Consider the following 26329-nt stretch of genomic DNA (forward strand, 5'->3'; position numbering starts at 1 on the left):
AAAGCATACTATTTGGACTCTAATTCCGTTGACACAATTTAAACTACTGCAATAGACACGGGTTCTTACTTTTATATTTACCAGATTTCTCACAATTTAACAGCAAAAAATAGCAGCAAAAAATAAAGTGTCTTGAAAACTTTACAACATAAAAAAACCACCAAAAAGGTGGTTTAATTTTTATAAGGGAATATTGCCGTGTTTTCGTTTTGGTAAAACGCTTTCTTTATTTTCGAGCATCGCAAAGCCTTTAAGTAATTTTCGTCTAGTATCTTGCGGTAAAATAACCTCATCGACAAAACCACGTTGCGCTGCAGTATACGGATTGGCAAACAAATTGGCGTATTCTGTTTCTTTTTCTGCTAATTTTTCAGCTGGATTTTCTGCTTCTTGAATTTCTTTTTTAAAGATAATTTCGCTTGCGCCTTTGGCTCCCATAACGGCAATTTCGGCACTTGGCCATGCAAAATTCATGTCGGCTCCAATGTGCTTAGAATTCATCACATCGTACGCACCACCATAGGCCTTTCTTGTAATAACTGTAATTCTAGGTACTGTCGCCTCGCTTAAAGCGTACAATAATTTGGCTCCATGCACGATAATTCCGTTCCATTCTTGATCTGTTCCAGGTAAAAATCCGGGTACATCGACCAAAACCAAAAGCGGAATATTAAAGCAATCGCAAAAGCGTGTAAAGCGTGCTGCTTTTTTAGAGCTGTTTACATCCAAAACTCCCGCTAAATACAACGGTTGGTTTGCAATAATTCCGATACTTCTTCCACCTAAACGAGCAAAACCAACAATAATGTTTTCGGCATAATTTTTATGAATTTCAAAAAAGGAATCCTCGTCGATAATTCCTGTAATTACCGCATGCATATCATACGGTTTATTGGGACTATCTGGAATAATGGTATCTAACGCTTCTCGAATTTCATCGTGTAAAGTGTACGAAAGCTTTTGTGCCGTTTCGCGATTGTTTTGTGGCAAATAGCTCAAGAGTTTCTTTAAATCTTCCAAACATTCAACATCGTTGGCCGAGGTGCAATGCGCCACTCCCGATTTGGTTGAATGTGTGCTTGCTCCTCCTAACTCCTCAGAAGTTACGGTTTCGTTAGTCACTGTTTTAACCACATTCGGTCCGGTAACAAACATATAACTTGTTCCTTCGACCATCATGGTAAAATCGGTCATGGCTGGCGAATACACCGCACCACCGGCACAAGGCCCCATAATGGCCGAAATTTGAGGAATTACTCCGCTCGACTGTACATTTCGGAAAAAGATGTCAGCGTAACCACCAAGAGAGCGAACTCCTTCTTGAATTCGAGCACCTCCAGAATCGTTTAAACCAATCATTGGTGCTCCCATTTTGACCGCCATATCCATTACTTTGCAAATTTTCTCTGCATGAGTTTCCGACAATGCTCCTCCAAAAACCGTGAAATCTTGGGCAAAAAGATATACCAATCTTCCATTAATGGTTCCGTAACCTGTAATTACACCATCTCCATAATAGAGCTCCTTTTCCATTCCGAAATCAGTGGTTCGGTGCGTAACCAGCATTCCGATTTCTTCAAAAGAACCTTCATCCAATAAATAATGCACTCTTTCGCGAGCCGTTAATTTTTTCTTTTCGTGCTGTTTTTCGATTCTTTTTAAACTGCCGCCAAGTTGCGCTAGTTCAATTTTATCGTTTAATATTTTTATTTTCGATTTCATTAGATTTCATTTAGATGTAGCAAAAATTATTCTCTGGTCCGTACGAATTGCCAGCAATTTTAAATTTTAGGCAAGCGAAGTGTTTTTTGATCTTTTAAATACTCTCGCAATGCAATTAGTGCGGCAACTTCAGCTTCTTGCTTTTGTTGCGCATGAATAATTTTGGCACTAAAATATTTCTTTACAAAATGCGTGTCAAAATTTCCCGACTGAAAAGCTTGGTGTTGCATTACAAAAGCACCAAAAGGTAAAGTGGTCTGAATTCCTTTGACCTCGTACTTAGCGATTGCTTCGATCATTAACTGAATCGCTTCTTCCCTATTTTTTCCGTACGTTATTAATTTTGCTAACATCGGATCGTAATAAATCGGAATATCCATTCCTTCTTCATAGCCATTATCTACCCGAATTCCTTCGCCAACAGGCAATTGATATTTTTCTAAATTTCCCACACTTGGTAAAAAATCATTCAAAGGATCTTCGGCATAAATTCGCAGCTCCACGGCATGTCCTTTTATGTGTAAATCTTCTTGTTTTACTGCTAAAACTTCTCCTCGAGCAATTCGTATTTGCATCTCGACCAAGTCTAAGCTCGTAATTAATTCGGTTACTGGATGCTCGACTTGCAAACGGGTATTCATTTCTAAGAAATAAAAATTTAAATTTTCATCCAATAAAAATTCGACTGTTCCAGCTCCTAAATAAGCACAAGATTTGGCCACTAATACCGCAGCTTCTCCCATTTTTTCTCGAAGTTCTGGAGTTAAAACAGACGAAGGAGCTTCTTCCACTACTTTTTGATGGCGTCTTTGAATGCTGCATTCTCGTTCAAAAAGATGAATAATATTTCCATGAGCATCGGCCATAACTTGAATTTCGATATGGCGAGGCGAGCTCACATATTTTTCTATAAAAACCGATCCGTCACCAAATGCAGAAGTTGCTTCGCCTATCGCGCGATTCATCTGAAACTCAAAATCAGCTTCGCTCTCGACTACTCGCATTCCTTTTCCACCACCACCTGCAGCTGCTTTTATCAAAATTGGAAATCCTATTTCTGCTGCTATTTTCTTTGCTTTCTCGATATCTGTAATCGCTTCATCTACTCCGGGAACCATTGGAATATCGTATTCTTTTACAGCATCTTTGGCTGCTAATTTATTCCCCATCATTCTGATGGCTTTGGATTTTGGTCCGATAAAAATAATATTATTTGCTTCGCATTTTTCGGCAAAATCAGCGTTTTCACTTAAAAATCCATATCCGGGATGAATCGCATCAACTTGTAAATTTTTGGCAACCTCAATAATTTTGTCTCCCAATAAATACGATTGATTAGAAGGCGCTTCACCCACGCAAACAGCTTCATCTGCCATTTTTACGTGCGGTGCATTTCTATCTGCTTTAGAAAAAATAGCAACCGTTTTGATTCCCATTTTTTTTGCAGTCTTCATTACTCGAATCGCAATTTCTCCTCGATTAGCAACTAATATTTTTTTCATATTTTATAAATGCTTCAAAAACTTATTTTTATTCAAACTCCACCAACAACTGACCTTTATCGACCGTATCTCCCTTGTTTACCGAAATACTTTTGATGATTCCATCTCGTGGAGATAAAAAATTATTCTCCATTTTCATGGCTTCCAAAATCAATAAACTGTCATTTTCCTTAACCGTCTGACCAACAGACACACTAATTTCTAAAATTAATCCTGGCATAGGCGCTTTGATAGCGTTTACTTGTTTGGTCGCTCCTACTTCAAAACCCATGGCTTTTATCAAGGCATCTAACGCATCGGTCAATACTACATCGTACACGGTCCCGTTTACTTGAACCGAATATTTTTTTTGATTGAAATTTGAACTTAAAATTTCGGTATGATAAGAAGCATTTTGATGTAGAACATGGGATGTAATGCTATTAACAGCGACAACATCAAAATCTTTAATGGCCTTTGAATCAATACGAAAATCGAAAGAACCATTAACAGTAGCGTGGTAATTTGTACTCATTTTTACGGTTTTAGACGGGTAAAAATAAGGAAAAAGAAATCGTTTTCGTAAAATATATTAAAAACTTCGTCGCTCTTATTAGAGTTTAAACCGTAAAAATAAAAAATGTTATCTTTAAAAAATTAATTCAACCAAGCACCTTTACTTTAGCTTACCATATATGAAAACAACTCTTTATTCGTCTTTATTACTAGTCTTTATTATTACCGCTTGTTCCTTCAAAAAAAAGGAAATCGCTAAAAGCAGTGTTGCTTTTGAAAATATTGAATCGTTAAGTAAGCGAGACTCCATTATTAATTACGCCAAAAATTACTTGAACGCGCCCTATTTGTATGCCGGTAATTCGCCCAAAACTGGCTTTGATTGTTCTGGTTTTGTGAGTTTTGTTTTCAATCATTTCGAAGTTAATTTACCCCGAAGTTCTAGCGGCTACAAGAATTTAGGAAAACCATTGAACGAAAAGGATTTTAAAGTTGGAGATGTCTTGGTTTTTTACGGATATCAAGACCGAAACATTGTCGGGCATTTGGGTATTATTTGTAAAGCAGATGGCATGCAATCGGAGTTTATACACGCGTCGTCAGGAAAAGCACAATCCGTTACGATAAGCTCGTTAGGATCTGACCATTACACGAAACGATTTTATAAATGTATTGATGTGTTAGAATTGTAATTAAATTAAAAGTAATGTCAAGCTGATTCAGCATCTGTTTTACTAAAAACTAACAACTCATATTAAAAAAGCCTTGGGTCACTCCAAGGCTTTTTAGTTTAACTAATTAAGAGTATTATTTACTTTTCTTCATTGTACAACAATTTAGCCAAGCGATCGTCTCTATCGTAGACATCTTTGTAGAAATTCATTTGTCCCTCTTTGTCAACCCACGCCGTAAAATAACCAATATAAACTGGAATTTTCTTTTGGAGTGTGTACCATTTTTCTTTGCCAGCATGCATGGCGCTATCAATTTTTTCTGGTGTCCATTTTGAATCGTTTCTCATTAATTCAATTGCGAGTTCTCTCGGTTTTTGAACACGAACACAACCGTGACTGAACGCTCTTTTTTCTCTATCGAACAAACTTTTTGAAGGTGTGTCGTGTAAATAAATATTGTTTGAATTTGGAAATAAAAACTTCACTAGACCCAACGAATTATTGCGACCTGGCAATTGGCGAACTTGTCCATTATTCCACTCTAAATTTTTCTTAGCTAAATAATTTTTATCGCGCTCCATTCCTGGTTTGATCTCACTTTTCACAATGCTTTGAGGAATATTCCAATATGGACTAAAAACAATATACTGCATCATTCCGCTAAAAATAACGGTTTGGGTCATTGCCTTTCCGACCACCACAGACGATGAAAAAGCAATTTTTCCGTCACGTATCAAGTAGAGTTTAAATTCAGGAATGTTAACTTCTAGGTATTCTTTGTCTTTTTCTAAATTCGGGTCGATCCATCGACAGCGTTCCATATTTACAATAATTGTCTTAATTCTGTCCGCAACAGGAACATTCATTTCGGCAATATGTTGCGGTAAAATAGTGTTTTTAGCTGCATTACCGTGGTGAATTTGATAGTCTTTTACTGCGGCAATTAATACTGAATCGCAAACAGCGCTTTGCGTATTTTCTTTTAATTCTCCCGTAGTAAACAATCGTTCTCTAATTTGTGCAATTGCTTCGGAGGAATCGCCTACTTTAAAACTTTTAAAACCCTCGTTTACTTCGATACTTTTCCAACCGCCGCTTGCTTCAATTTTCTTGTATTTATGCAATACATCTCGCAATTTATAATATTGGCTAAACATTTTGTTCTTATCGTCAAATTGTACCGTTTTTTGTTTAAAAATGGAATCTGAAAAACTCGTATAATTTAATTTTTTTCGAGGCAATAGCCATTCCAACGAAGTGGTGGTTTTACTATCAACACCGCTGTACACTTTTTGTCCATAGTAAAAATATAAATTGCTTATTAACAAATCGGTACTTGCTTTGGTTAGTCTGTCTTTGCTTGCCCGTTCAAAAATAGCCGTCAACGAATCGTTATACGGAAAATCTTTGGGCAAGCCTTCACTCTCAATATCTCGGTATTTATTAAATAAAGTATTCCCGAATTCGACAATTCCTTTATTATCCAACCACAATTGTTTCGAACCTTGCGTTTTGTATAAATGCTGTACCTCTTTTTGAAAAGTACTTAATTTGGGGTAGGCTTGATAAAATCTAGAAACCGTGCTGCTGTCAACAATAATTTGCAACTCCGCAACTTCGGCCTTAGCGGGCTTTGTTAAAATTATTTTATCTTTTTTTGAGTTGCCACATGAAAGTGTACAAGCAATAAAAGACAAAAGTATAAATTTGTAATGTAGTTTCATGAAATGATTTTTAATAAAAATAGCGCGTTTTCTTGACAATTGGTCTTTTACTGCAAGAAATTGTAGTTGCATTGAATCTAAATTAAATACGGCGCATAAAAAAACTCTAAACACATTACATGTTTAGAGTTTTTTTTATAGCGTAAAATTCATGTTAGATTACTATTCCTTTTAAAGTTAGCACTTTAGGTGTAGCTTCTGCACTTGTAGTTACCGTAACTGTTTTTGTGAAACCACCTTTACTTGCAGCATTATAAATTGCCGTAATTTTGGCTGATTTACCTGGTAAAATAGGCTCTTTTGTATAATCTGTAGCGGTACAACCACAAGATCCTTTTACATTTGTAATTACCACTGCTTTAGTGCCTGTATTTTTAAACTCATAAACAATTGCTTTTGGCGTTCCTTGCGGAATTTGACCTACGTCTACTGTTTCAGCTTTCCATACAATAGTATTGTTTACAGCTTCTTTTTTTGTTTCAGAAACTAAGGACTGTACTGGCTCGATTGCCGAAAAAGACATTAATCCTAAGGCCAAAGCCAACATTGAAATTTTAATTATTTTCATAGTAAGTTATATTAAGGTTGATTGTTCGTTCATAATACTCCAAAAATAATTCAATACCTTTTGGTTCTATGTTAAGCGGTTTCAAATGTTTGTTAACGACTTGTTAACGGCTATTTCTAATTTAAATTTTACCTATATTTCAATCCATAAATCGAAATTCTCTTGAAAGTAAATAAACTCAATAGCATCATTTTATTAGGCCTTATAGCTATTATTGGCATATTGGCCGCACAATTGCTGTGGACAAAAGAGGCTTTTACATTGGAACAAAAAAAACTGAGTCAAAAAACGCATATTGCTTTGCTTGAAGTTGCCAAAAAATTATACCAAGGCTCCAGTAATGAACTTCCAGTGCAAAATCCAGTGCAAAAAATTGCCAACGATTATTATGTGGTGAATGTAGAAAATGATTTTGAACCTGATGTTTTAGAATACTATTTGAAAACGGAGTTTAAGAAAATAAACATTACAACAGATTTTGAATTTGCCATGTACAATTGCCAAAGTGATGAAATGGTTTATGGAAAACAAATTGCGTTATCTGATAAAGAAAATTCAAAACAAGCAGCGTACTTTCCTAAACAGAAAAATTTGGTATATTATTTTGCCGTTCGTTTTCCTAATGAGACAAGTTATTTAGTGAGTTCCATGCGTTTCTGGCTCGTGCTTTCTCTAGCCTTAATTCTAATTTTACTTATTTATGTCTACTCTATTTTTACACTTTTACAGCAAAAAAAATACTCTGAATTACAGCGGGATTTCGTCAATAATATGACCCATGAATTTAAAACGCCATTGTCTTCTATTTTAATTGCGTCCAAATATTTAATCGATCAAAAACTAATTAAAGACAACAAAAAATTACATACATACACAGACATCATAATTCAGCAAAGCACTAAATTGAACAGTCATGTCGAAAAATTTTTAAGCATTGCCAAAAACGATCATACGCCTTTAGCGTTGCAATTAGAACACATTTTTGTAGTTGCAGTTATAGAAGAAACAATTGCAAATATTCGTTTAAAATATCCAGAAACTACCCTCACTATCGAGAGTGATTCATCAAGGTATGAGATAGAAACTGATGCGTTTCACTTTACCAATTTAGTCTATAATTTACTCGATAATGCGGTTAAATATTGTGTCGACAAACCTGAAATTATAATTCGTATTGCCGCTGTCAATAAATTTTTAAAAATAGAATTCATTGATAACGGAATCGGTATTTCACCCCAATATATTTCTTATATATTTGATAAATTTTATCAAGTCAAAAATGAAAAAAGTAACGAAGTCAATGGTTTTGGACTCGGTTTATACTATGTAAAGGAAATTTGTACGATTCAAAATTGGAAAATTTCTGCCCGTAATAATGCTACAAAAGGCATCACAATCACACTATCCATTCCTTATAAAAATGAAAAAAAGTAAAATTTTATATACCGAAGATGACGAAACGTTAGCCTTCTTGACTAAAGATAATTTAGAACAGAGCGGTTATCAGGTAACGCATTGTCCCAACGGAATAATAGGTTTAGAAGCCTTTCATAAAGAAGATTTTGACATTTGCATCTTTGACATTATGATGCCAAAAATGGATGGATTTGAGTTGGCTACCGCAATTAGAAAGAACAACTCCGACATTCCAATAATTTTTCTTTCGGCAAAAACTTTAAAAGAAGATCGCATCAAAGGTTTGCGCTTGGGTGCTGATGATTACCTCGTAAAACCGTTTAGCATAGAAGAACTATTACTTAAAATTGAAATATTTTTAAAGCGTTCAACTAAAAATCACATCGTTGAACCGTCTCTTTATGAAATAGGACGCTACTGCTTTGACACCAAAAACTTAATTCTTTTTAATAAAACTGAAAAAGTGAGCTTGACTCAGCGTGAAGCTGAACTGCTGCAATTTTTTCTAAACAATAAGAATAGTGTTTTAAAAAGAGAACAAATTCTAACTTCAATTTGGGGCGACGACGATTATTTTATGGGTCGAAGTTTGGATGTTTTTATTTCGCGACTGCGTAAAATTTTAAGCAGCGAGAAAGAAATTTCGATCGAAAACCTACACGGAATTGGATTTCGTTTTAATATTTAAAAATTACAATTGCAGTAATCCGTATTCTTTCAGAGTTAGAATTGGTTTTGAAAACCAGAACAATTCAAAATCTTCTAAGTCCAATTCAAATTCGGTTTTGATTTGCTGAAAAGTCAATTGCTTGTCATTGTATACCGAAATTTTATGCAATAACGCAACTAACCATTCGCCTTCATTTTTATTGGTTTGAATCGTAAAGGCTTCCTTTTTATCGTGAAAAGTCAAGCTCATCATTTCCCATGAATTTCCTTTTTTTGATTTTGTAAACGATGAAATCTCAGGCTTTCCGCCCAACCAAACTATTTTTGCATTGGGTTTTGTATTAAAGTTATTGTCTTCGTTTAAGGCATTCTCTATAAAGTCATGCGGAATTTTGGTATTCGGAATTTTAAAATCAAACCAATCTTGCAATTCATAATCAAAACAAATTCCGTGCATGAAATTAAATAGTGATTTCTTCAATCCGAAGCTGAATTTATCATGATCAATTCCGGTTTTATCAATAAAGTTGACATCATTATTAGCAAACGTTCCTATAATTTCTGTTTCTTTTTCCACTCCAAATTTTTCTGGATGCATCCCAATCGGACTGTGTGCAGTCATGGCAAACTGATGCCAAAAGCCCGATTGTAAAATTCCTGCTTCAAATAGTTGGCGCACCATTTCGAGGCTATCCACGGTTTCTTGCACGGTCTGCGTTGGATATCCGTACATTAAATAGGTGTGAACCATAATGCCCGCTTCAGTAAAATTGCTGGTTACGCGTGCCACTTGTTCTACTGTTACTCCTTTATCAATCAATTTCAGTAAACGATCTGAAGCCACTTCTAAACCACCAGAAACTGCGATGCAGCCAGAGGCTTTAAGCAACACACACAAATCTTTACTAAAGCTTTTCTCAAAACGAATGTTTGTCCACCAGGTCACCGAGAGTTTTCTTCGAATAATTTCTAAAGCTAAAGCACGCATCAACGCTGGTGGCGCCGCTTCATCGACATAATGAAAACCATTTTGACCTGTCTTTTCCATCATTTCTTCCATGCGATCGCACAGCAAATTGGCAGCAATCGGTTCGTAAATCTTTACATAATCTAACGAAATATCACAAAAAGTACATTTTCCCCAATAGCATCCATGCGCCATAGTTAACTTATTCCAACGGCCGTCGCTCCACATGCGGTGCATTGGATTGACAATTTCGATAACCGAAATGTATTTATCTAGAAATAAATCGGTGTAATCTGGCGTACCGACTTGAGATTGTCGGTAATCAGATCGTGCCGAATTATTTTTGTAAACTACTTTACCCTCTTCTAAAACAAAAGTTCGTTTTAACGGCATATCAGCTTCTCCCGATGCCACCGCTTCAATCAGTAATTCGACTGGCAATTCTCCATCATCCAAAGTAATAAAATCAAAGAATTCGAAAACTCGAGCGTCTGATAACGAGCGTAATTCGGTATTTGGAAAACCACCGCCCATCGTAATTTTAATTTCAGGATGATTTTGTTTTACCCATTGTGCCGATCGAAAAGCACTGTACAAATTTCCCGGAAAGGGAACTGAAATTAAAAATAAAGTCGGTTCAATGGTCTCGATTCGCTCTTTTAAAATAGCAATTAAAATTTCATCAACGTAAGTTAACGACTGCTGCAGACTTTCGTACAATTCATCAAATGAGTTGGCGCTTCTTCCCAAACGTTCGGCATAACGACTAAAACCAAAGTTCTCATCAATACATTCTACAATAAAATCAGAGATATCTTCAAGATATAAAGTGGCTAAATGTTTGGCTTTATCTTGCGTTCCCATGCTTCCAAAGGCCCAATCTAATTCTTCTAATTGTGCAAATCGTGACGCTTCTGGCAAATAATCTTCTTGACAAATTTGCAAGGCTAAAGTTGGATTTTTACCTTGTAAAAACTGAATCACAGCATCGATCGTTTTAATGTACTCGTCTTGCAGTGCAAAAATACGTTTGGAATTGTCTGAAACCGCACTATCGATAATCGCATTCTCAAATAAATCGCTCATTCCTTTCTTTGAAAATAACGCCAAAATAACCTCAATACCCAAATCGGCTTGCACTGATCCAATACGTAGCGTATTTAAAAAACCTTTAATGTAAGCGGTCGCTGGATAGGGCGTGTTCAATTGCGTAAAAGGCGGCGTGATGATAAATATGTTGCTTTTCAAGAGGAATAATTTTGAGCAAAAATACGGGTTATTTGGAACGTTTTATCACATTTAACGAATAAAAACAAATCTTAACAATGCAACTTATTTATTTTAAAACTTATTTATTTTAAGAAAGTAAAAAAGCATGCGAAGTTCAATTTTTGCAACAGTTGCAACGTTTTTTTATCAAAATCAATTTGCTAATTCGGTAATAGTAGGGCTTGTAACTTTAAATACTTGTGCCTATTATTTTTAATTTGATTTAAATAAATCAAAAAATTATAATATATTTAACAATAATTAAATGTTAAAAAATAAAGCAATCTAATTTGAAAAGCACAGCAAAAAACACATTAACCGTTGACGATCTAACTATCTGGAGCAATATGAAGGAAGGTGATGAAAATGCTTTTTCGTTACTTTTTAAAAAATATTATGCGGAATTGGTGCGTTATGGAAACTCATTGTGTGCTTTTGATGATAAAGTGCAAGATTGTGTTCAAGATGTTTTTACTGACGTTTGGATTTACAGAAAATCAGTCTCAGAAGATATTGTTGTAAAGGCCTATCTATTATCATGTGTACGCAAAAGAATCGCAAAATTGTATCAAAAAGATAAAATTTTTAGACATGTAAGCACTATCGATACACTAAAGTTTTTATTTGATTTTTCTATTGAACACCAGTTAATTTCAGATGAAACTACCGCTACAAAAGTTTTACACCTTAACACTTTACTTAATAATCTACCTTCGAGACAAAGAGAAGCATTGTACTTACGGTATCATCAAGGGCTTTCTGTAGATCAAATTGCCGAAATGTTAGATGTAAATTATCAGTCTGCAAATAATTTAATTTTTAGGGCAATTCAAAAACTTCGAAAGGACTGGAAAAAGAATTTGTCAATTCTTTTGCTTTTATCTTCGCAATTTACCTAGCATTACTACTACTTTTTATTTCGAAGTAAAAAAATATTCCTAATTAAGTGAGTATATAATAATAAAACTGTTCTTATTGTTTTCGTAACCCGTACTGTGAGATGCAAAAACGTAATAATTATACCAAAATAGAAGATTTTTTAGGAGATGAGTCCTTTCATTCTTGGATCCTTCATAATACGAATGCTCAAAATTGGGAAGCATGGACATTTGAAAATAGTAGTCGAGCACATTTAGTAAAAGAAGCGCGTTTGTTTCTTTTGGCACTCAAAGTGGACGAAACAAAAATGTTAGCAATAACGGTAGAGGCAGCTTTAGAAAATACCTGGAGAAAAATTACCCTAAAAAAAAGAAGTAAAAATAAAAATATAAAGATCTCGATCTGGAAGAACGACTGGTTCAAATGGATAGCTGCTATTTTGGTTCTTGCATTATTTTTTTCTTGGTCGTATACTAACTCCTCGTTTACTGAAGATGCTAACACTGTTTATAAAAAACTTATTTCTGAAACCAAAGAGGGATTAGTCGAGCAAACAAATAATTCTGATTTTTCTCAAATTATAACTCTGTCAGATGGCAGCTCGGTTTTATTGCAGCCGCAAAGTAAATTAAGTTATCCTAAAACTTTTGTAGGAAACGAAAGAAAGGTTTATTTATCGGGTGAGGCATTTTTTGAAATCAGTAAAAATCCGAAGAAGCCGTTTTACGTGTATGCAAACGAAATTGTAACTAAAGTGGTTGGTACCAGTTTTCGTATTTCTGCATTTGAAAATCAACCCAATGTAGAAGTAATTGTACGAACAGGAAAAGTAAAAGTACACTCCAACCAACAAGCGACTAAACAATCCAAAGAAGAAATTGTTTTGTTGCCGAATGAAGCATTACGTTTTGAAAGAGAGACCTCAAAGTTTGACAAAATTACAGATATCACTGCGGACATTACCGTGAAGCAAAATATAAAAAGCATTGAACAATTAAGTTTTGAATTTACAGATATTCCGGTAAGCCAAATATTTAAAACCATAGAACAAGCGTACCACGTAGCAGTCGATTTTCCAAAAGAAAAATTAAAAAATTGTCATTTAACCACTTCTCTAAGTGACCAACCGTTGCCGGAGAAATTAAAAATTATTTGTAAAAGTCTTGGAAACAATACCAGTTATGAAATGAACGGAAATAATATCACCATTATTTCTACTGGATGTAATTAAAAAAAATGCCTATGTAAATTTAAAAGTACTCAAAAAAAAAGCGCCTAATGTGCTGTAACACTTTAGACGCCAATGAAATATCAAAACACTTTCTGTAAAAAGTATTTTGGTGCGTTTATCCAAACACCCTGTTAAAAAGTATTAATCAAAACAAACTCAAAATTATGAAAAAACCTGTTGTTAAACAACGTTTACTCTATCGAATCATGAAAATAACGCTCTTTCAAATGGTGTTGGCTTTTGTTTTCTCGACCGTCATGACGGCTAATAGCGTCAAGGGTCAAAAAAAACTGGATACAAAAGTTACCATTTCAATAACTAATATGAGTTTATCAAATGCATTAGCAAAACTTGAAAAGTCAGCTGATGTTAAATTTTCATATAATTCGAGAATCAGTCAACTCAACCAAAAAGTAACTATAAATGCGAGCGAAGAAACACTTTACAATGTTTTATCGGAAGTTTTTAAGCCACTCAATATTGATTTTGCAGAAGTAAGCGATCAGATTGTTTTGCAAAACAAAATCGAAAATGAAACCTCCATTTATAGCATTAAAAACCTATTTAACAGCACCGTCTATGCTGGCATTATCGTTAATGGAAAAATTACTGATGAAAATGGAAATCCCTTACCGGGTGCAACCGTAATGGCCAAAGGAACTAAAGTTGCCGTTTTAACCGATTTCGACGGGAATTTTACCATCGAAATGCCAGAAAATGTTTCAAAAATTGTAATCAGCTACATTGGCATGAAAACCAAAGAAATTGATGCAACAAGCAAATTTGTTACAGTGGTACTGTCTGAATTAGGAGAAAATCTTAATGAAGTTGTGATTACGACTGGATATGAAAAAACATCTAAAAGAACTTTTACAGGAGCGATTAGTAAGATCAATAGTACCGAGTTAAAGGTAGATGGTGTGGTTGATGTAAGCCGCATGATCGAAGGAAAAGCTGCTGGTGTAACGGTACAGAACGTTACGGGTACTTTTGGAACTGCTCCAAAAATTACTGTTCGTGGATCATCTTCTATTTTTGGAGATACTAAACCATTATGGGTTATTGACGGTGTTGTTCAAGAAGATATAATCAATCTTACCTTTGCTGACTTAGCTTCAGGAAATTCAGAAACCTTGTTAAGTTCGTCTATTGCTGGTTTAAACGCAAACGACATTCAAAGCATTGAAATATTAAAAGATGCCTCTGCAACTTCTATTTACGGATCGAGATCATTAAACGGAGTTGTTGTTGTTACTACCAAACAAGGCCGAAGAGATGCGCCATTGAGTGTAACCTATTCGTTAGAACAAAGTTTAAGAACGGTACCAAATTACAATCAGTTTGATATCTTAAACTCTCAAGAATCCATGAGTATTTTTAAAGAAATGGAATCGAAAGGATATTTAGATTTGCCGTCGACCGTAAATGGACGATATGGTGGAGTTTATAATATTTTAGGTAGAGCCATTAACACCTATGTTCCTGGAACGGATAGCTATTTAGTACAAAACGATCCCGTTAGTCGCAATCAATTCTTAAAAAAATATGAGTTAGCAAATACGGATTGGTTTAATGTATTATTTAGACCTTCGATTACTCAAAATCACTCGCTAAGTTTTAGTGGTGGTGGTAAAAACAATACTTTTTATGCTTCTTTAGGATACTACAGTGATCCAGGATGGACTATTGCTGATGATGTAAAACAAATTTCATCAAACATCAAAGGAACATTTTATTTAAACGATAAGCTTAACGTCACCTTATCTACTTTGGCTTCGGTTCGTGATCAAGGCGCACCAGGTAGTTACGAGAGTGAAAAAGATGTGGTTTTTGGAAAGGTGACTAGAGATTTTGACATCAATCCGTTTAACTATGTATTAAATACAAGTAGAACGTTACGTCCATATGATGAAAACAGAAATTTAGAATATTACAGAAACAATTGGGCTTCAATGAACATTATAAATGAATTGAAAAACAATTATATGGAAATCGAAGTAAAAGACATTCGTTTTCAATTGGATCTGGACTATAAAATCAGCCCTAATTTAACTTACAATTTAACAGGATCTGCTCGCTATGCCAACACAAATCGTGAGCATAAGATACTTGAAAATTCAAATGTTGTAGGTGCTTACAAAGCTGGAACTCCAATAGGAGAAGACGGTGTTAACACTTTGGTGAGAGATGATAATATCTTTTTATATCAAGATCCAAATGACCTAACCGCTCCAAAAATTTCGGTTTTACCAAATGGTGGGTTTTTAAGAAAATTCACTAATGACTTAACTTCTTACAATGTAAGAAACAGCGTTAATTATAGAAATACATTCAGTGATCAACATGAGGTAGAAGGTTTCTTTGGTACAGAATTAAGAGTAGTCAACAGAAGTAGTGATAATTTTACTGCTGCTGGACTTCAGTACGACAGAGGACTTACTGCATTTACGGATCCTAGACTTATCGAAAAAATTATTAATGGTGGAGATTCTTATTTTGCCTTTAATGAAGAAAGAGAAAGAACTGTTGGATTTTTTGGTAAAGTTGGATATACCTACGACCGAAGATATACTGCTTCGGTAACTGGTCGTTACGATGGATCAAACAGACAAGGAGACAGCGGTTCTTCAAGATGGTTACCTACCTATACTTTTAGTGGAAAATGGAATGTTGCTGAAGAAGACTTTATGAAAGATGTTTCTTCTGTAAATACATTAGCACTTCGAGCTTCTTATGGTCTAACAGCAACCGCAGGACCTGCAACAAACTCGTTAGCCATTTACAAAAGCTTTGTAACCGACCGTTTAGGTCTTTCTGACAGAGAAACAGGGGTACGAATTGATGCGTTACAAAATGGAGAATTAACTTGGGAAAAGCAATTTGAAACTAACATAGGTTTAGACATCGGAATGTTTAACAACAGAGTGCAACTAACAACAGATATTTACAGCCGAAAAGCTTTTGATTTAGTTGATTATGTAATTACTTCTGGAATTGGAGGACAAAGAATCAAGCAAGGAAATAATGCCGATATGGAAACTAAGGGAGTTGAAGTTGGTTTTACCACTAGAAATATCAACACTAGTGATTTTAAATGGTCAACAACTTTAAATTTTTCGGTATACGATCAAAAAATTACAAAGTTAGAGAACAAACCTACGGTATTTGATTTAATTGATGGTAATGGTGGGAACGCAGTGGGGCATCCTAGAAACTCTATTTATTCTTACGCATTTACTGGATTAAATGATCAAGGTCTGCCAACATTCGTAATGCCAGAAGGCGAAAATGATAAAATTACAGGTGCTAATTTTCAAGACAATGATAATGTAACGAACTATTTAAAATACGAAGGATCTATCGAACCGAACAAATCGGTTGGTTTAGCAAATACGTTTACGTACAAAAATTGGTCATTATATGTTTTTGTAGTTGGATCTGGAGGAAACAAAGTACGTTTAAACCCTGTGTATGACAGTACTTATGATGATTTGACTGTATTTACAAAAGATTTCACCAATCGTTGGCTAAATCCTGGGGACGAGAATACTACTAACGTTCCAGTTATTGCAGATCAACGTCTAAATACTAATTACGGAGGAGAAAGAACACTTGCGAGAGCATACAACACTTACAACTACTCTGATGTACGTATTGCAGATGGCGACTTCGTTCGATTAAAAAATATATCTCTAAGTTTTGAATTCCCAAAAGACTTTAAGCGAAAATTAGGACTGAACACTTTTACCTTAAGAGGTTCTGCGGTAAACCCGTGGTTAATCTATTCTGACAAAAGATTGAATGGTCAAGATCCTGAGTTTCGCAATACAGGTGGGGTAGCTTTACCAGTTACAAGTCAATATACTTTAGCTTTAAACATTTCGTTATAATAAGAGAAAATTATGAGAAAATTAAAAATAACATTAGCACTATTAATACTTATTGGTAGTAGTAGCTGCGATGATTTCCTTTCGGAAAAACCAGACAATCGAACCGAAATTGATACTGCAGATAAAATAGCAGAAGTACTTGTAAATGCTTATCCACAGATGAGCTACTTTGACATTGCCGAAACAATGTCTGATAACGTATTTGACAGTGGAATGGCATCAACATTGCCAAAAAATGAGCAAAATTACAATTGGTTAATACAAACAGAAGCCAATGACATTGACACGCAGGCCTATTATTGGGATGCTTGTTACAATGCGATTGCTCATGCAAATACAGCGCTAAAAGCAATTGAAGATCTTGGCAATACGGCTGACTTACAAGGACAAAAAGGTGAAGCTTTACTAGCGAGAGCGTATTCGCACTTTATGCTAGTTTCATTGTGGTCGCAAAGATATAATCCTGCAACTGCAGCTACTGACCTAGGAATTCCTTATGTAACAGAACCTGAAACAAAATTAGTTGCCAACTACAAGCGCAATACGGTCGCTGAAGTTTTTGATTTTATTCAAAAAGACATCGAAGAAGGATTGCCAATTGTAACCAATTCGTACAGCCAACCTAAATTTCATTTTAATAAAGATGCAGCCAAAGCATTTGCAAGCCGTTTTTACTTGATAAGAGGAAATTGGGATCGTGTATTAGAACTTACAGCAGACTTAGGGTCTAAACCAGTGGGTAAATTAAGAAATTACCTTAAGTATGAATCTATTGCAGTAAATGAACAACGGGTAGCTTACGCGAGCAGCGATGAACCAACTAACCTATTAATTGGTTCTCCAAATTCAATCATTCAAAGATCTTCGAACCAAAGTAGATTTTATCTTTCTGGAGATCGATATCAAGAAATTTTTAGCCCAAATGAGAGTTTATTTGGAAAACAATGGTACTATAATTTTTATTCTAGCAATAGTAGTATAACTGTTTTTTTACCAAAGTTCTACGAATATTTTAAATACACCAATGTCTCAGCAGGAATTGGAGAACCCTATACTGCCGAAGTTTTATTGAGTAACGATGAATTTTTCTTGAATCGAATTGAAGCACACGTAATGAAAAATCAGTTTGCCGAAGCTACTGCTGAACTGCAATACTTTTTATCTACAAGAACACTAAATTATAATCCAGCTACTGATATTTTAACAGAAGAAGATATTTTAGATTTCTATCCTGTTGTTGCAGATCAGTTCACACCGTTTTACACCATAACTGCAGAACAAACATCATTTATTAACGCACTTACAGAAACGAGACGTCGTGATTTTGTACATGAGGGAATGCGCTGGTTTGATGTCAAACGATTTAATATCGTAGTCAATCATCAAACGTATAACAAACCAGATAACATTTTGGTAAAAGATGACAAACGCAGAGCTTTGCAAATACCGCTACATGCTTCAACGACTGGCGTAGAACTAAATCCAAGATAAACAAAACATGAAACTCATGAAAAAAGTAAAATATTATAAAATAGCAGTCTTTGCTTCTGTTTTGGTAGCCTTGAATGCCTGTTCGCATGAAGAGCAACCCACAGCAAGCCAACTGGACTACACTCAGCCTGAAAAAACACCTCTTGACAACTGGATTGGTGCTAGTTATCTTGATTCTTACAATATCAATGTGCAATACAAATGGAACCAAAATACGGTAGACAATAATCGCTTCTTATTTCCACCTGCTGTAGAAAAGGTAAAGCCTGCATTAGAAATTGTTCAAAAGATTTGGCTTGATAGTTATTCTACAATTGGAGGTGCTGATTTTGTGAAAAAAATTGCTCCGAGAGAAATCGTTTTAATAGGAGGAGTTAATTTAAACAGTGTTGGAACAAGAACCTTAGGTATTGCTGAAGGAGGTCAACGTGTAACTCTTTTTGAAACAGATTATATTGATAAAAATGACCGTGCGAATGTTTCTGAATTTATACATACAATTCAACACGAGTACATTCACATCTTAAATCAAAACAAACCTTTTGATGAAAAATCGTGGGCGGTGCTTACTCCAGGCGGTTATACCGCAGATTGGTACAACTTTGATGTTCCAGAGTCAAATGAAATTGGTTTTATAACCAGTTATGCCAGATCAAATATCAACGAAGATTTTGCTGAAACTGCAGCTATGATACTGATAAGTTCAAAAGTAGAGTACGCAGAATTTCTGGATGGAATTGAAAGCCCGACAGCATATGCCGCTCTTAAAGCAAAAGAAGCACTTGTTGTTAAGTATTTCAAAGATGCTTTTAATATGGATTTTTATGCTTTGCGAGACGAAGCAGAAAAAAACACAAACTTTGTTATAAACAATAAATAAAAAGACATGAAAGCAAAAAATATATTAAAATATTTAATTGTAAGCTTTTTGATCTTACAATTAACTTCCTGCACCAACAATGATGCAGAACAAAAGTTTGATCAAAGTCCGACCGAACGATTGAATGCACAGCAAAAAGAGTTAAAAGATTTATTACTCTCTTCTGAATTTGGATGGAAGGCCGTTTATTTTACAGATGACTCGCAATTGGGAGGTTATACTCATTTATTTAAGTTTGCCGCAGATGGAACAGTGCAAATGGCATCTGATTTCGACGAAGACACTAGCGTTTTAAAAAGTCAGTACGAAATTCAGCTTGGTAGTACTGTAAGTTTAGTATTTACAACTAAAAGTAGAATTCATCTCTTATCTGATTCGAATAGCTATCCAACTGCTGCGCTACGAAGCAAAGGGTATCTTGGTGACTTTCAGTTTTTGTACTACGGACAAGAGACCAACACAATACTATTTAAAACCAACAGAGAAAATAAAGAGTTGCGTTTTGTAAAAGCTACAGCAGACGATTGGACTAATTTGTCAAAAAACATTGACATGATTGATAATGTTGTTGGAAGTGATTCTAGACCTCTTTTTAGATTACTCGAAACAAACGATGGAAAAACAGTACACCAATTTGATTTTGCATTTGATAAAAATACTAGATATGCCGAAGCAAATTCGATTGAAGAAGGATATCCTGTAACCTACGATATGGGTATCGGCTACACCGCAGACGGCATAATCGTTAGCCCACCAGTAGTCGTTGCCGATCAAAAATTAACAAATTTCATCTATAATGAAGCAGAAGGTAGTTTTACGGCAACTGGAACGGGGGGCGTAAGCGCAACCATCAGATACTCTAGTAAACCTCTTGTTTTAACAGACGATTACAAAGCTTTACTAGAAGGTAACAAACAAGCAGTCTATGGTTACATTGCAGCTAATTTGTATAACGCTTCAACGACCTCTTCGTTGTTTAAGCAACTAATAAATAAAGTGAATGCGACTTTACCAGCGAATCAATCTGTTAGTAGAGTGCAATTGGTATTTAATAACGCTGTAAATGGAAGTTACATTCAATATCAATTTAATGGTGGAAAGCCTTCTATAGTTCATTTTGTGACTACTACAGAGGATGCAGCTAATAAAACTTTAATTTTAACTGATGACGGTTGGACTCAGTCAGCAGCAAATAGAGCTTTCCTAAAAGATTTGGATGCTGAGTTGACAAATCCAAAAGGATTATATGTTAAAAAGGAGAATTTCAAGGTTACTTACAGTAACGTTATTTACACCTTTACGAGTGCATCCAGCAGTTTTAGAATGACAACATATACATTATAAGTACTTTTGAATTTAGCGAGAAAGGTTGCCCTTTAAAAGGCAACCTTTTTTTTTAACAGCATTTGTAAATTTTCATATAACAACCAGTACTGCCCGAAACCTAATACATAAAAAATCCAATCTCGCTTAAATAAATAGTAAAAAACAAGTATCAGCTATTTTTAAATTCTTAATTAAAACAAATCATAATATGAAAAAACATAAAACACCGATAAATATAGTTTTGTTATTATGGTTTTTGATTTACATTCTTATATCAAACACCTATCCAGATTACACGATGTATTATTTTTACCTGTCACTTCCAATCATCATTTTATTACTACTATTCGATCTTGTAAAACAAAAAAAAGAAGACAAGTTAAATGATACAAAAACATTTCAATCAGCCATTTATAGAATGTTGATCATGTCAGTTGTATTAATCGTTTTCTTTTTCTTAACAAAAGAAAACTATTACTAAAAAACAGTATAAGTGATTTCTTTAATGAAAGTTTTTAAAATTTTTTAAACGTCATTTACTTATATACTACTGAATTAGATGTCAAACTAAAATTTTCGATTTCTCGTAAGAAAGGTTGTCCATCAAAAGACAACCTTTTTTTTAACAACTGTCCTCGGATTATTTTTGTTATTTTAGCATTAAAATAAAAATCTATGCCAACCGACTGTATCAGCTATCAAAATTCAGGTTATTTTTCTCCTTTGATGAATGATTATTTAGATCAAACTAAAAATTTACACGATATATACAATCGGTTTCCTCTACTTGAAAATTTCGAAGAACAAATAATCGAGAAACAAGCAAACTTTGATAATACAAACCGCTTGACACTGACCAAAGTTTTGCATAAGCAATACAGCAAACTTGAAATTTCGCAACTGACGCAACAAAATATTGAGTCTTTAAAAGTCAACAATACCTTTACGGTTACTACGGGTCATCAACTCAATTTGTTTTCTGGTCCTTTGTATTTTTTATATAAAATCATTTCGACAATTAATTTAACGGCAGAATTAAAAGCAAGATATCCTGCTTATAATTTTGTGCCAATTTATTGGATGGCAACAGAAGATCACGATTTTGAGGAAATTAATTATTTTAATTTTAAGGGCAAAAAGTTTCGCTGGAATACAAAAAGTACTGGTCCTGTTGGAAGATTGTCTACTAACGGCTTAGATCAATTTCTCGAGATTTATTCGAAAGAATTAGGCGCCAGTACAAATGCTTCGTATTTAAAATCATTATTTGAAAAATCGTATATCGAGCATAAAAATTTAGCCGATGCTACAAGATATTTAGCCAATATATTATTTGGCGCATACGGATTAGTTATCTTAGATGCAGACGACACTCAACTAAAGCAAACCTTCATTCCTTTCATAAAAGAAGATTTAGAGAAGCAAACTGCTTATAAAAACGTAATTGAAACAGGAAAGAAACTTGCCGATTACAAAATTCAGGTTACTCCGCGCGAAATCAATTTATTTTATATTGAAGACGATTTGCGTGAGCGAATTATTTTTGAAGATAATAAGTACTTTATAAACAATACTAAAATTCAGTTTTCTAAAGAAGAACTTTTTAATTTAGTCGATCAACATCCCGAAAAATTTAGTCCAAACGTAATCATGCGTCCGCTTTACCAAGAAGTTATTTTGCCCAATTTATGCTACATTGGCGGCGGCGGTGAAATAGCGTATTGGTTAGAATTAAAATCCTTTTTTGATGCAGTAAAAATTACTTTTCCTATTTTGCTAGTTCGTAATTCTGTACTTTTAGCAACCGAAAAACAAAGCAACAAAGCCGAGAAATTAGAGCTGAGCTGGAGTGATTTATTTTTAAAACAACAAGAGTTAGAAAATAAAATCACGCATCGTATTTCTGGTTTTCCTATTGATTTGACTGCTCAAAAAAACGCATTACAAAAACAATTTGCAGACTTATTTGCAATCGCAGCGCAAACGGACCTATCTTTTACTGGAGCTGTAAAAGCGCAGGAAGCAAAACAAACAAAAGGATTAGCCAATTTAGAAAAACGATTACTAAAAGCGCAGAAACGCAAATTGGGCGACCAAATAGAGCGTGTAACCGAACTTCAGAACGAATTATTTCCAAATCAAAGTTTGCAAGAACGGCAAGCTAACTTCTCTGAATTTTATTTAGAAAAAGGAACAGAATTAATTCCGAATATATTTCAAAAATTACAACCTTTAAAAAATGAATTTTCGATAATTACGATTTAAAAAAATACAGCATAATTTTAAGGATACAAATAACCACTCTCTTCCTAAAAAAAATGTTTCTCAAACCAAATAGCGACTTTTAAAATGAATGAACTAACCTTTTTACCCAAAAAACATGGTAAGAGAACGCTTAATTTCGCTAGATGTCTTTCGTGGACTCACTATTTTACTAATGACAGTAGTCAACAATCCAGGAGATTGGGGAAACGTTTATGCGCCGCTGCTTCACGCTAGTTGGCACGGTTGCACACCCACAGATTTAGTTTTTCCTTTTTTTATTTTCATAATGGGAGTAGCCATTTCTTTTGCAATGCCAACAAAAACCTATGATAGTGCAACTTTCAACAAAATTTTGGTCCGCTCTGTTCGTATGTTCGGACTTGGATTGTTTTTTAATTTTTTTAGCAAAATTCAACTTTTCGGGTTAGAGGGTGCTGCATTACTTGCAGTTAGAATGGCAATTACCATCGGAATCGGCTATGCTTTAATGGGTAATTTTAGTTCAAAAATAAAGAACATCTTAGCATTCGGAATCTTAACACTATATTTCGTCCTAGCTTACGGAGGTTTCCAAGACTATCAAGATGTTCGTATTCCTGGCGTATTACAACGTATTGCTATTGTTTATTTCATCATTTCATTACTGTATTTAAAAACGTCAATCAGAACCCAAATCGGAGTAGGATCCGTAATTCTATTGGGGTACTGGGCAATAATGACCTTAATTCCTGTACCTGGAATTGGCGCTCCAAATTTAGAAATAGGAACTAATTTAGCTTCATGGCTGGACAGCATTCTACTTAAAAATCACATGTACCGAGGAACCAAAACTTGGGATCCCGAAGGAATTTTAAGCACAGTTCCATCCGTCGCCACTGGAATTGTTGGTTTAGTGATTGGACAAATTTTACACTTATCGGTGCCTAAAATAGAAATTACTAAAAAATTAATGCTAAGTGGCGTAGCATTAATTATAGTTGGACTAATTTGGAACATCGTTTTCCCAATAAATAAATCGCTTTGGACTAGTAGTTTTGTGCTTTACACAGGCGGATTAGCAGCAACCACTTTGGCAGTTCTCTACTATATAATTGATGTCGCCGATATTAAAAAAGGATCTAAATTATTTTTAATTTGGGGCGTTAATCCAATGATAGTGTTTTTCTTCTCACAGATTATTCCGCAAGCTTTGGTAATGATTGAGTTTCAGGATCCAAAAAATCCATTAGAACAAATTAATCTCTTAAGCTATTTCTACACATTCGGAATTGCACCCTTTTTCAGCAATCCTATGGCAGCATCTTTGGCAGGTGCACTAATTTATGTAGCCATATGGACTTTTATTCTATGGTTGTTTTATAAAAACAAACTTCTGTTCAAAGTATAGAACATTGTTTTTATAATTATTATAATCCTTAAATTAAAAAATAAGAAAAACACAATGGTGAAATAAATTATCATAAAGTCATTCCGTTAACCGTATTTTATGATTTTATTAAAATAAATTACCAAAAAAAGACTATTTTTGCACAAAATTTAAAAATCAAATACAATGGCAACTAATAGAACGTTCACAATGATTAAGCCTGATGCAGTTCAAAACGGACACATCGGAAATATTTTAGCAATGATTACAAACGGAGGTTTCAAAATCATTTCTTTAAAATTAACACAATTAACTGTAGCAGATGCAAAAGCTTTTTATGCAGTACACGCAGAAAGACCTTTTTACGGAGAATTGGTTGAATTCATGTCTCGCGGGCCAATTGTTGCTGCTATTTTAGAAAAAGAAAATGCTGTTGAAGATTTCAGAACTTTAATTGGTGCTACAAATCCAGCTGATGCTGCTGAAGGAACTATCCGTAAAGCGTATGCAACTTCTATCGGAGAAAATGCCGTTCACGGTTCAGATAGCGATGAAAATGCTGCAATTGAAGGTGCTTTCCATTTTGCAGGAAGAGAGCAATTCTAGTGTACAGAAATAAGTTTTAAATGTATTGCGATACAAACTAAAATTATACAAAATAAAAAAATGCCGTTTCCAATTGGAAACGGCATTTTTTATAAATATTAAATCGTTAAAATAAGAATTAGAAAATCCTATCTTAATACGACATCTTTAATCACTTCTCTACCTAAATCTTCGTTAATCATCGTAACAATTTTAGATTTACCGTAACTCAATTCTTCACGTAAGACTGCAGACGTCAACTCCACGTATAAGGTTTGCCCTTTCAAAACCACATTTCTAGTATAGCTATTCACACCATTGCCCATTAACTGCCTCCAAGCTTCCTTTACGTCTATTTGGTCCATTCCGGGCTGCAATTTGTTCACTTGAATAATTCGATTCAACACATCGCCAATCGTACTCTGATTATTTATTCTTTTTGCCATCGTGTACTAAGTCAATTTTATCGGTTTTCTTGTAATGGTATTCTTTGTCCTCTTTATTCTTCAAGACCAACTTCGTGTCATTGACTTGTACCAACTCCTCACTCCATTTGGCATAAAAAGTACTGTAATCCAAATATACCTTTCCGTCTTTAAACCGAACTTTCACATTTTCAAAAGTATCATTCGTCAAAAAAGTTCCATCCAATTGTGGCATCACTTTCTTTCGAATTCCAACTCCAGCAGTATCAATCCTAAAATAATCAAAGGTCTCGTTTATGGTATATTCTTTATCTTCGCCACCGTCAAAAACCACTTTTTCAATTTCCCAATACCCATTAAGTTTCTGGATATCCGCTTTCTGAATTGATTGACTACAACTCATCAAAACAACCAAAAACACTAGTAAAATAAGCACTCTTTTAATCATAATTCTATTTTTAAGGAGCATTTTCCTGCTGTGCACTGTATCTTTTATGCCGAACAACGGCACAAAAGGATGCCGCTCCCATCAGGGCTAGGCATTCAGATTACATTAGAAATTCTAACGTTCAAATACAAAGTTAACGTTATAAATTCCAAATTAAAAACAAAAAAATTCTTAAAAATCCATTCTTATAAGAGTTGATCCGTAAAAGCCTTTTTCAGCTCGTTGTACCGCTCAAAATGAGTTTTTATCTCTTCTTCAAAAGTACTTTCGTAATTAGTAAAGTACGTATCGCATTGCACATCGTCACATTCCAGACCTTTCTCCATAAAAATAGGATAGCGAATCAATTCTTCCAAAACTAAATCGCTACTGACCAAAAAGTCATTGCATCTTTCTGCAATGACTTGATACGATTCATTTTTTTTTACAGTATCCAAATCTCTTTTATCAAACATGTTTCGCTGGTGTTTAATGTCCTCTTGCATGAATACAACGGTATCTTTCCAAAGTTTTTTATTCTCTGTTTCCATTCTATCC

Annotated in this window: 21 protein-coding genes; 12 read left to right on the forward strand and 9 right to left on the reverse strand. The window is 34.5% G+C overall.

What is annotated here, in order from left to right; all coding sequences use genetic code 11:
- Positions 1-180: 180 nt before the first annotated feature.
- From AP058_RS09980 to AP058_RS09990, 3 genes are read right to left on the reverse strand one after another with little or no spacing between them, the layout of a single operon-like run.
- Entirely contained in the window at positions 181-1722 is a 1542-nt protein-coding gene (locus AP058_RS09980) for an acyl-CoA carboxylase subunit beta (protein ID WP_066310000.1), read from the reverse strand.
- Positions 1723-1781: 59 nt separating this feature from the next.
- Positions 1782-3224, reverse strand: coding sequence for an acetyl-CoA carboxylase biotin carboxylase subunit (gene accC / locus AP058_RS09985; protein ID WP_066310002.1), 1443 nt, complete (start codon positions 3222-3224; stop codon positions 1782-1784).
- A gap of 28 nt (positions 3225-3252) precedes the next feature.
- Positions 3253-3738: an acetyl-CoA carboxylase biotin carboxyl carrier protein subunit gene (locus tag AP058_RS09990; RefSeq protein WP_066310004.1), complete on the reverse strand. Its 486-nt coding sequence runs from the start codon at positions 3736-3738 to the stop codon at positions 3253-3255.
- Positions 3739-3898: 160 nt separating this feature from the next.
- Between AP058_RS09990 and AP058_RS09995 the strand changes: the two genes are divergently transcribed.
- Positions 3899-4411, forward strand: a complete 513-nt coding sequence (locus AP058_RS09995; protein ID WP_066310007.1) for a C40 family peptidase — start codon at positions 3899-3901, stop codon at positions 4409-4411.
- Between the two features lie 119 nt (positions 4412-4530).
- Here the strand turns inward: AP058_RS09995 and AP058_RS10000 are convergent, their stop codons facing one another.
- Together AP058_RS10000 and AP058_RS10005 are read right to left on the reverse strand one after the other, a co-directional pair.
- Positions 4531-6117, reverse strand: coding sequence for a murein L,D-transpeptidase (locus AP058_RS10000; protein WP_066311097.1), 1587 nt, complete (start codon positions 6115-6117; stop codon positions 4531-4533).
- A gap of 154 nt (positions 6118-6271) precedes the next feature.
- On the reverse strand, positions 6272-6685 hold the full coding sequence (locus AP058_RS10005) for a DUF1573 domain-containing protein (RefSeq protein ID WP_066310009.1): 414 nt from the start codon (positions 6683-6685) through the stop codon (positions 6272-6274).
- Between the two features lie 162 nt (positions 6686-6847).
- Here AP058_RS10005 and AP058_RS10010 point away from each other — a divergent pair, with 162 nt between their 5' ends.
- A complete protein-coding gene (locus AP058_RS10010) occupies positions 6848-8119 on the forward strand; it encodes a sensor histidine kinase KdpD (RefSeq protein ID WP_066310014.1) in 1272 nt (423 codons plus the stop codon).
- Entirely contained in the window at positions 8106-8789 is a 684-nt protein-coding gene (locus tag AP058_RS10015) for a response regulator transcription factor (RefSeq protein WP_066310016.1), read from the forward strand. Before AP058_RS10010 ends, AP058_RS10015 begins: the two co-directional genes overlap by 14 nt.
- A gap of 3 nt (positions 8790-8792) precedes the next feature.
- On the opposite strand, the gene AP058_RS10020 is transcribed toward AP058_RS10015, so the two are convergent.
- A complete protein-coding gene (locus tag AP058_RS10020; protein WP_066310018.1) occupies positions 8793-10985 on the reverse strand; it encodes a radical SAM protein in 2193 nt (730 codons plus the stop codon).
- 311 nt (positions 10986-11296) lie between these two features.
- Between AP058_RS10020 and AP058_RS10025 the strand changes: the two genes are divergently transcribed.
- From AP058_RS10025 to AP058_RS10070, 9 genes are all read left to right on the forward strand, one after another.
- Positions 11297-11905 (forward strand): RNA polymerase sigma factor, encoded by a 609-nt coding sequence (locus AP058_RS10025; protein ID WP_231739631.1) that lies wholly within the window; start codon positions 11297-11299, stop codon positions 11903-11905.
- A gap of 101 nt (positions 11906-12006) precedes the next feature.
- The gene (locus AP058_RS10030; protein WP_066310019.1) at positions 12007-13116 is read left to right on the forward strand and encodes a FecR family protein; all 1110 of its coding nucleotides are present in this window, start codon (positions 12007-12009) and stop codon (positions 13114-13116) included.
- A 164-nt stretch (positions 13117-13280) separates the two neighbouring features.
- Positions 13281-17006 carry a SusC/RagA family TonB-linked outer membrane protein gene (locus tag AP058_RS10035; RefSeq protein ID WP_082706630.1) on the forward strand — a complete coding sequence of 1242 codons (3726 nt, stop codon included), beginning with the start codon at positions 13281-13283 and terminating at the stop codon, positions 17004-17006.
- A 12-nt stretch (positions 17007-17018) separates the two neighbouring features.
- Complete coding sequence (locus tag AP058_RS10040; RefSeq protein ID WP_066310023.1) at positions 17019-18497, forward strand: RagB/SusD family nutrient uptake outer membrane protein; 1479 nt, start codon at positions 17019-17021, stop codon at positions 18495-18497.
- A gap of 16 nt (positions 18498-18513) precedes the next feature.
- Positions 18514-19377: a substrate import-associated zinc metallohydrolase lipoprotein gene (locus tag AP058_RS10045; RefSeq protein ID WP_082706648.1), complete on the forward strand. Its 864-nt coding sequence runs from the start codon at positions 18514-18516 to the stop codon at positions 19375-19377.
- Between the two features lie 6 nt (positions 19378-19383).
- A complete protein-coding gene (locus AP058_RS10050) occupies positions 19384-20721 on the forward strand; it encodes a DUF4302 domain-containing protein (RefSeq protein WP_066310027.1) in 1338 nt (445 codons plus the stop codon).
- Positions 20722-21378: 657 nt separating this feature from the next.
- Positions 21379-22968, forward strand: a complete 1590-nt coding sequence (gene bshC / locus AP058_RS10060; RefSeq protein ID WP_066310031.1) for a bacillithiol biosynthesis cysteine-adding enzyme BshC — start codon at positions 21379-21381, stop codon at positions 22966-22968.
- A gap of 115 nt (positions 22969-23083) precedes the next feature.
- Positions 23084-24355, forward strand: a complete 1272-nt coding sequence (locus AP058_RS10065; protein ID WP_066310033.1) for an acyltransferase family protein — start codon at positions 23084-23086, stop codon at positions 24353-24355.
- 165 nt (positions 24356-24520) lie between these two features.
- Positions 24521-24940: a nucleoside-diphosphate kinase gene (locus tag AP058_RS10070; protein ID WP_066310035.1), complete on the forward strand. Its 420-nt coding sequence runs from the start codon at positions 24521-24523 to the stop codon at positions 24938-24940.
- A gap of 128 nt (positions 24941-25068) precedes the next feature.
- Here the strand turns inward: AP058_RS10070 and AP058_RS10075 are convergent, their stop codons facing one another.
- The 3 genes from AP058_RS10075 to AP058_RS10085 form a co-directional block, all read right to left on the reverse strand.
- Positions 25069-25365: a DUF721 domain-containing protein gene (locus tag AP058_RS10075; protein WP_066310037.1), complete on the reverse strand. Its 297-nt coding sequence runs from the start codon at positions 25363-25365 to the stop codon at positions 25069-25071.
- Positions 25346-25792, reverse strand: a complete 447-nt coding sequence (locus AP058_RS10080; RefSeq protein ID WP_066311101.1) for a hypothetical protein — start codon at positions 25790-25792, stop codon at positions 25346-25348. Before AP058_RS10080 ends, AP058_RS10075 begins: the two co-directional genes overlap by 20 nt.
- Before the next feature lie 185 nt (positions 25793-25977).
- Entirely contained in the window at positions 25978-26322 is a 345-nt protein-coding gene (locus AP058_RS10085; protein WP_066310039.1) for a hypothetical protein, read from the reverse strand.
- Positions 26323-26329: the final 7 nt, after the last annotated feature.

Source organism: Flavobacterium sp. TAB 87 (genome assembly GCF_001529295.1).
Classification (GTDB): Bacteria; Bacteroidota; Bacteroidia; order Flavobacteriales; family Flavobacteriaceae; genus Flavobacterium.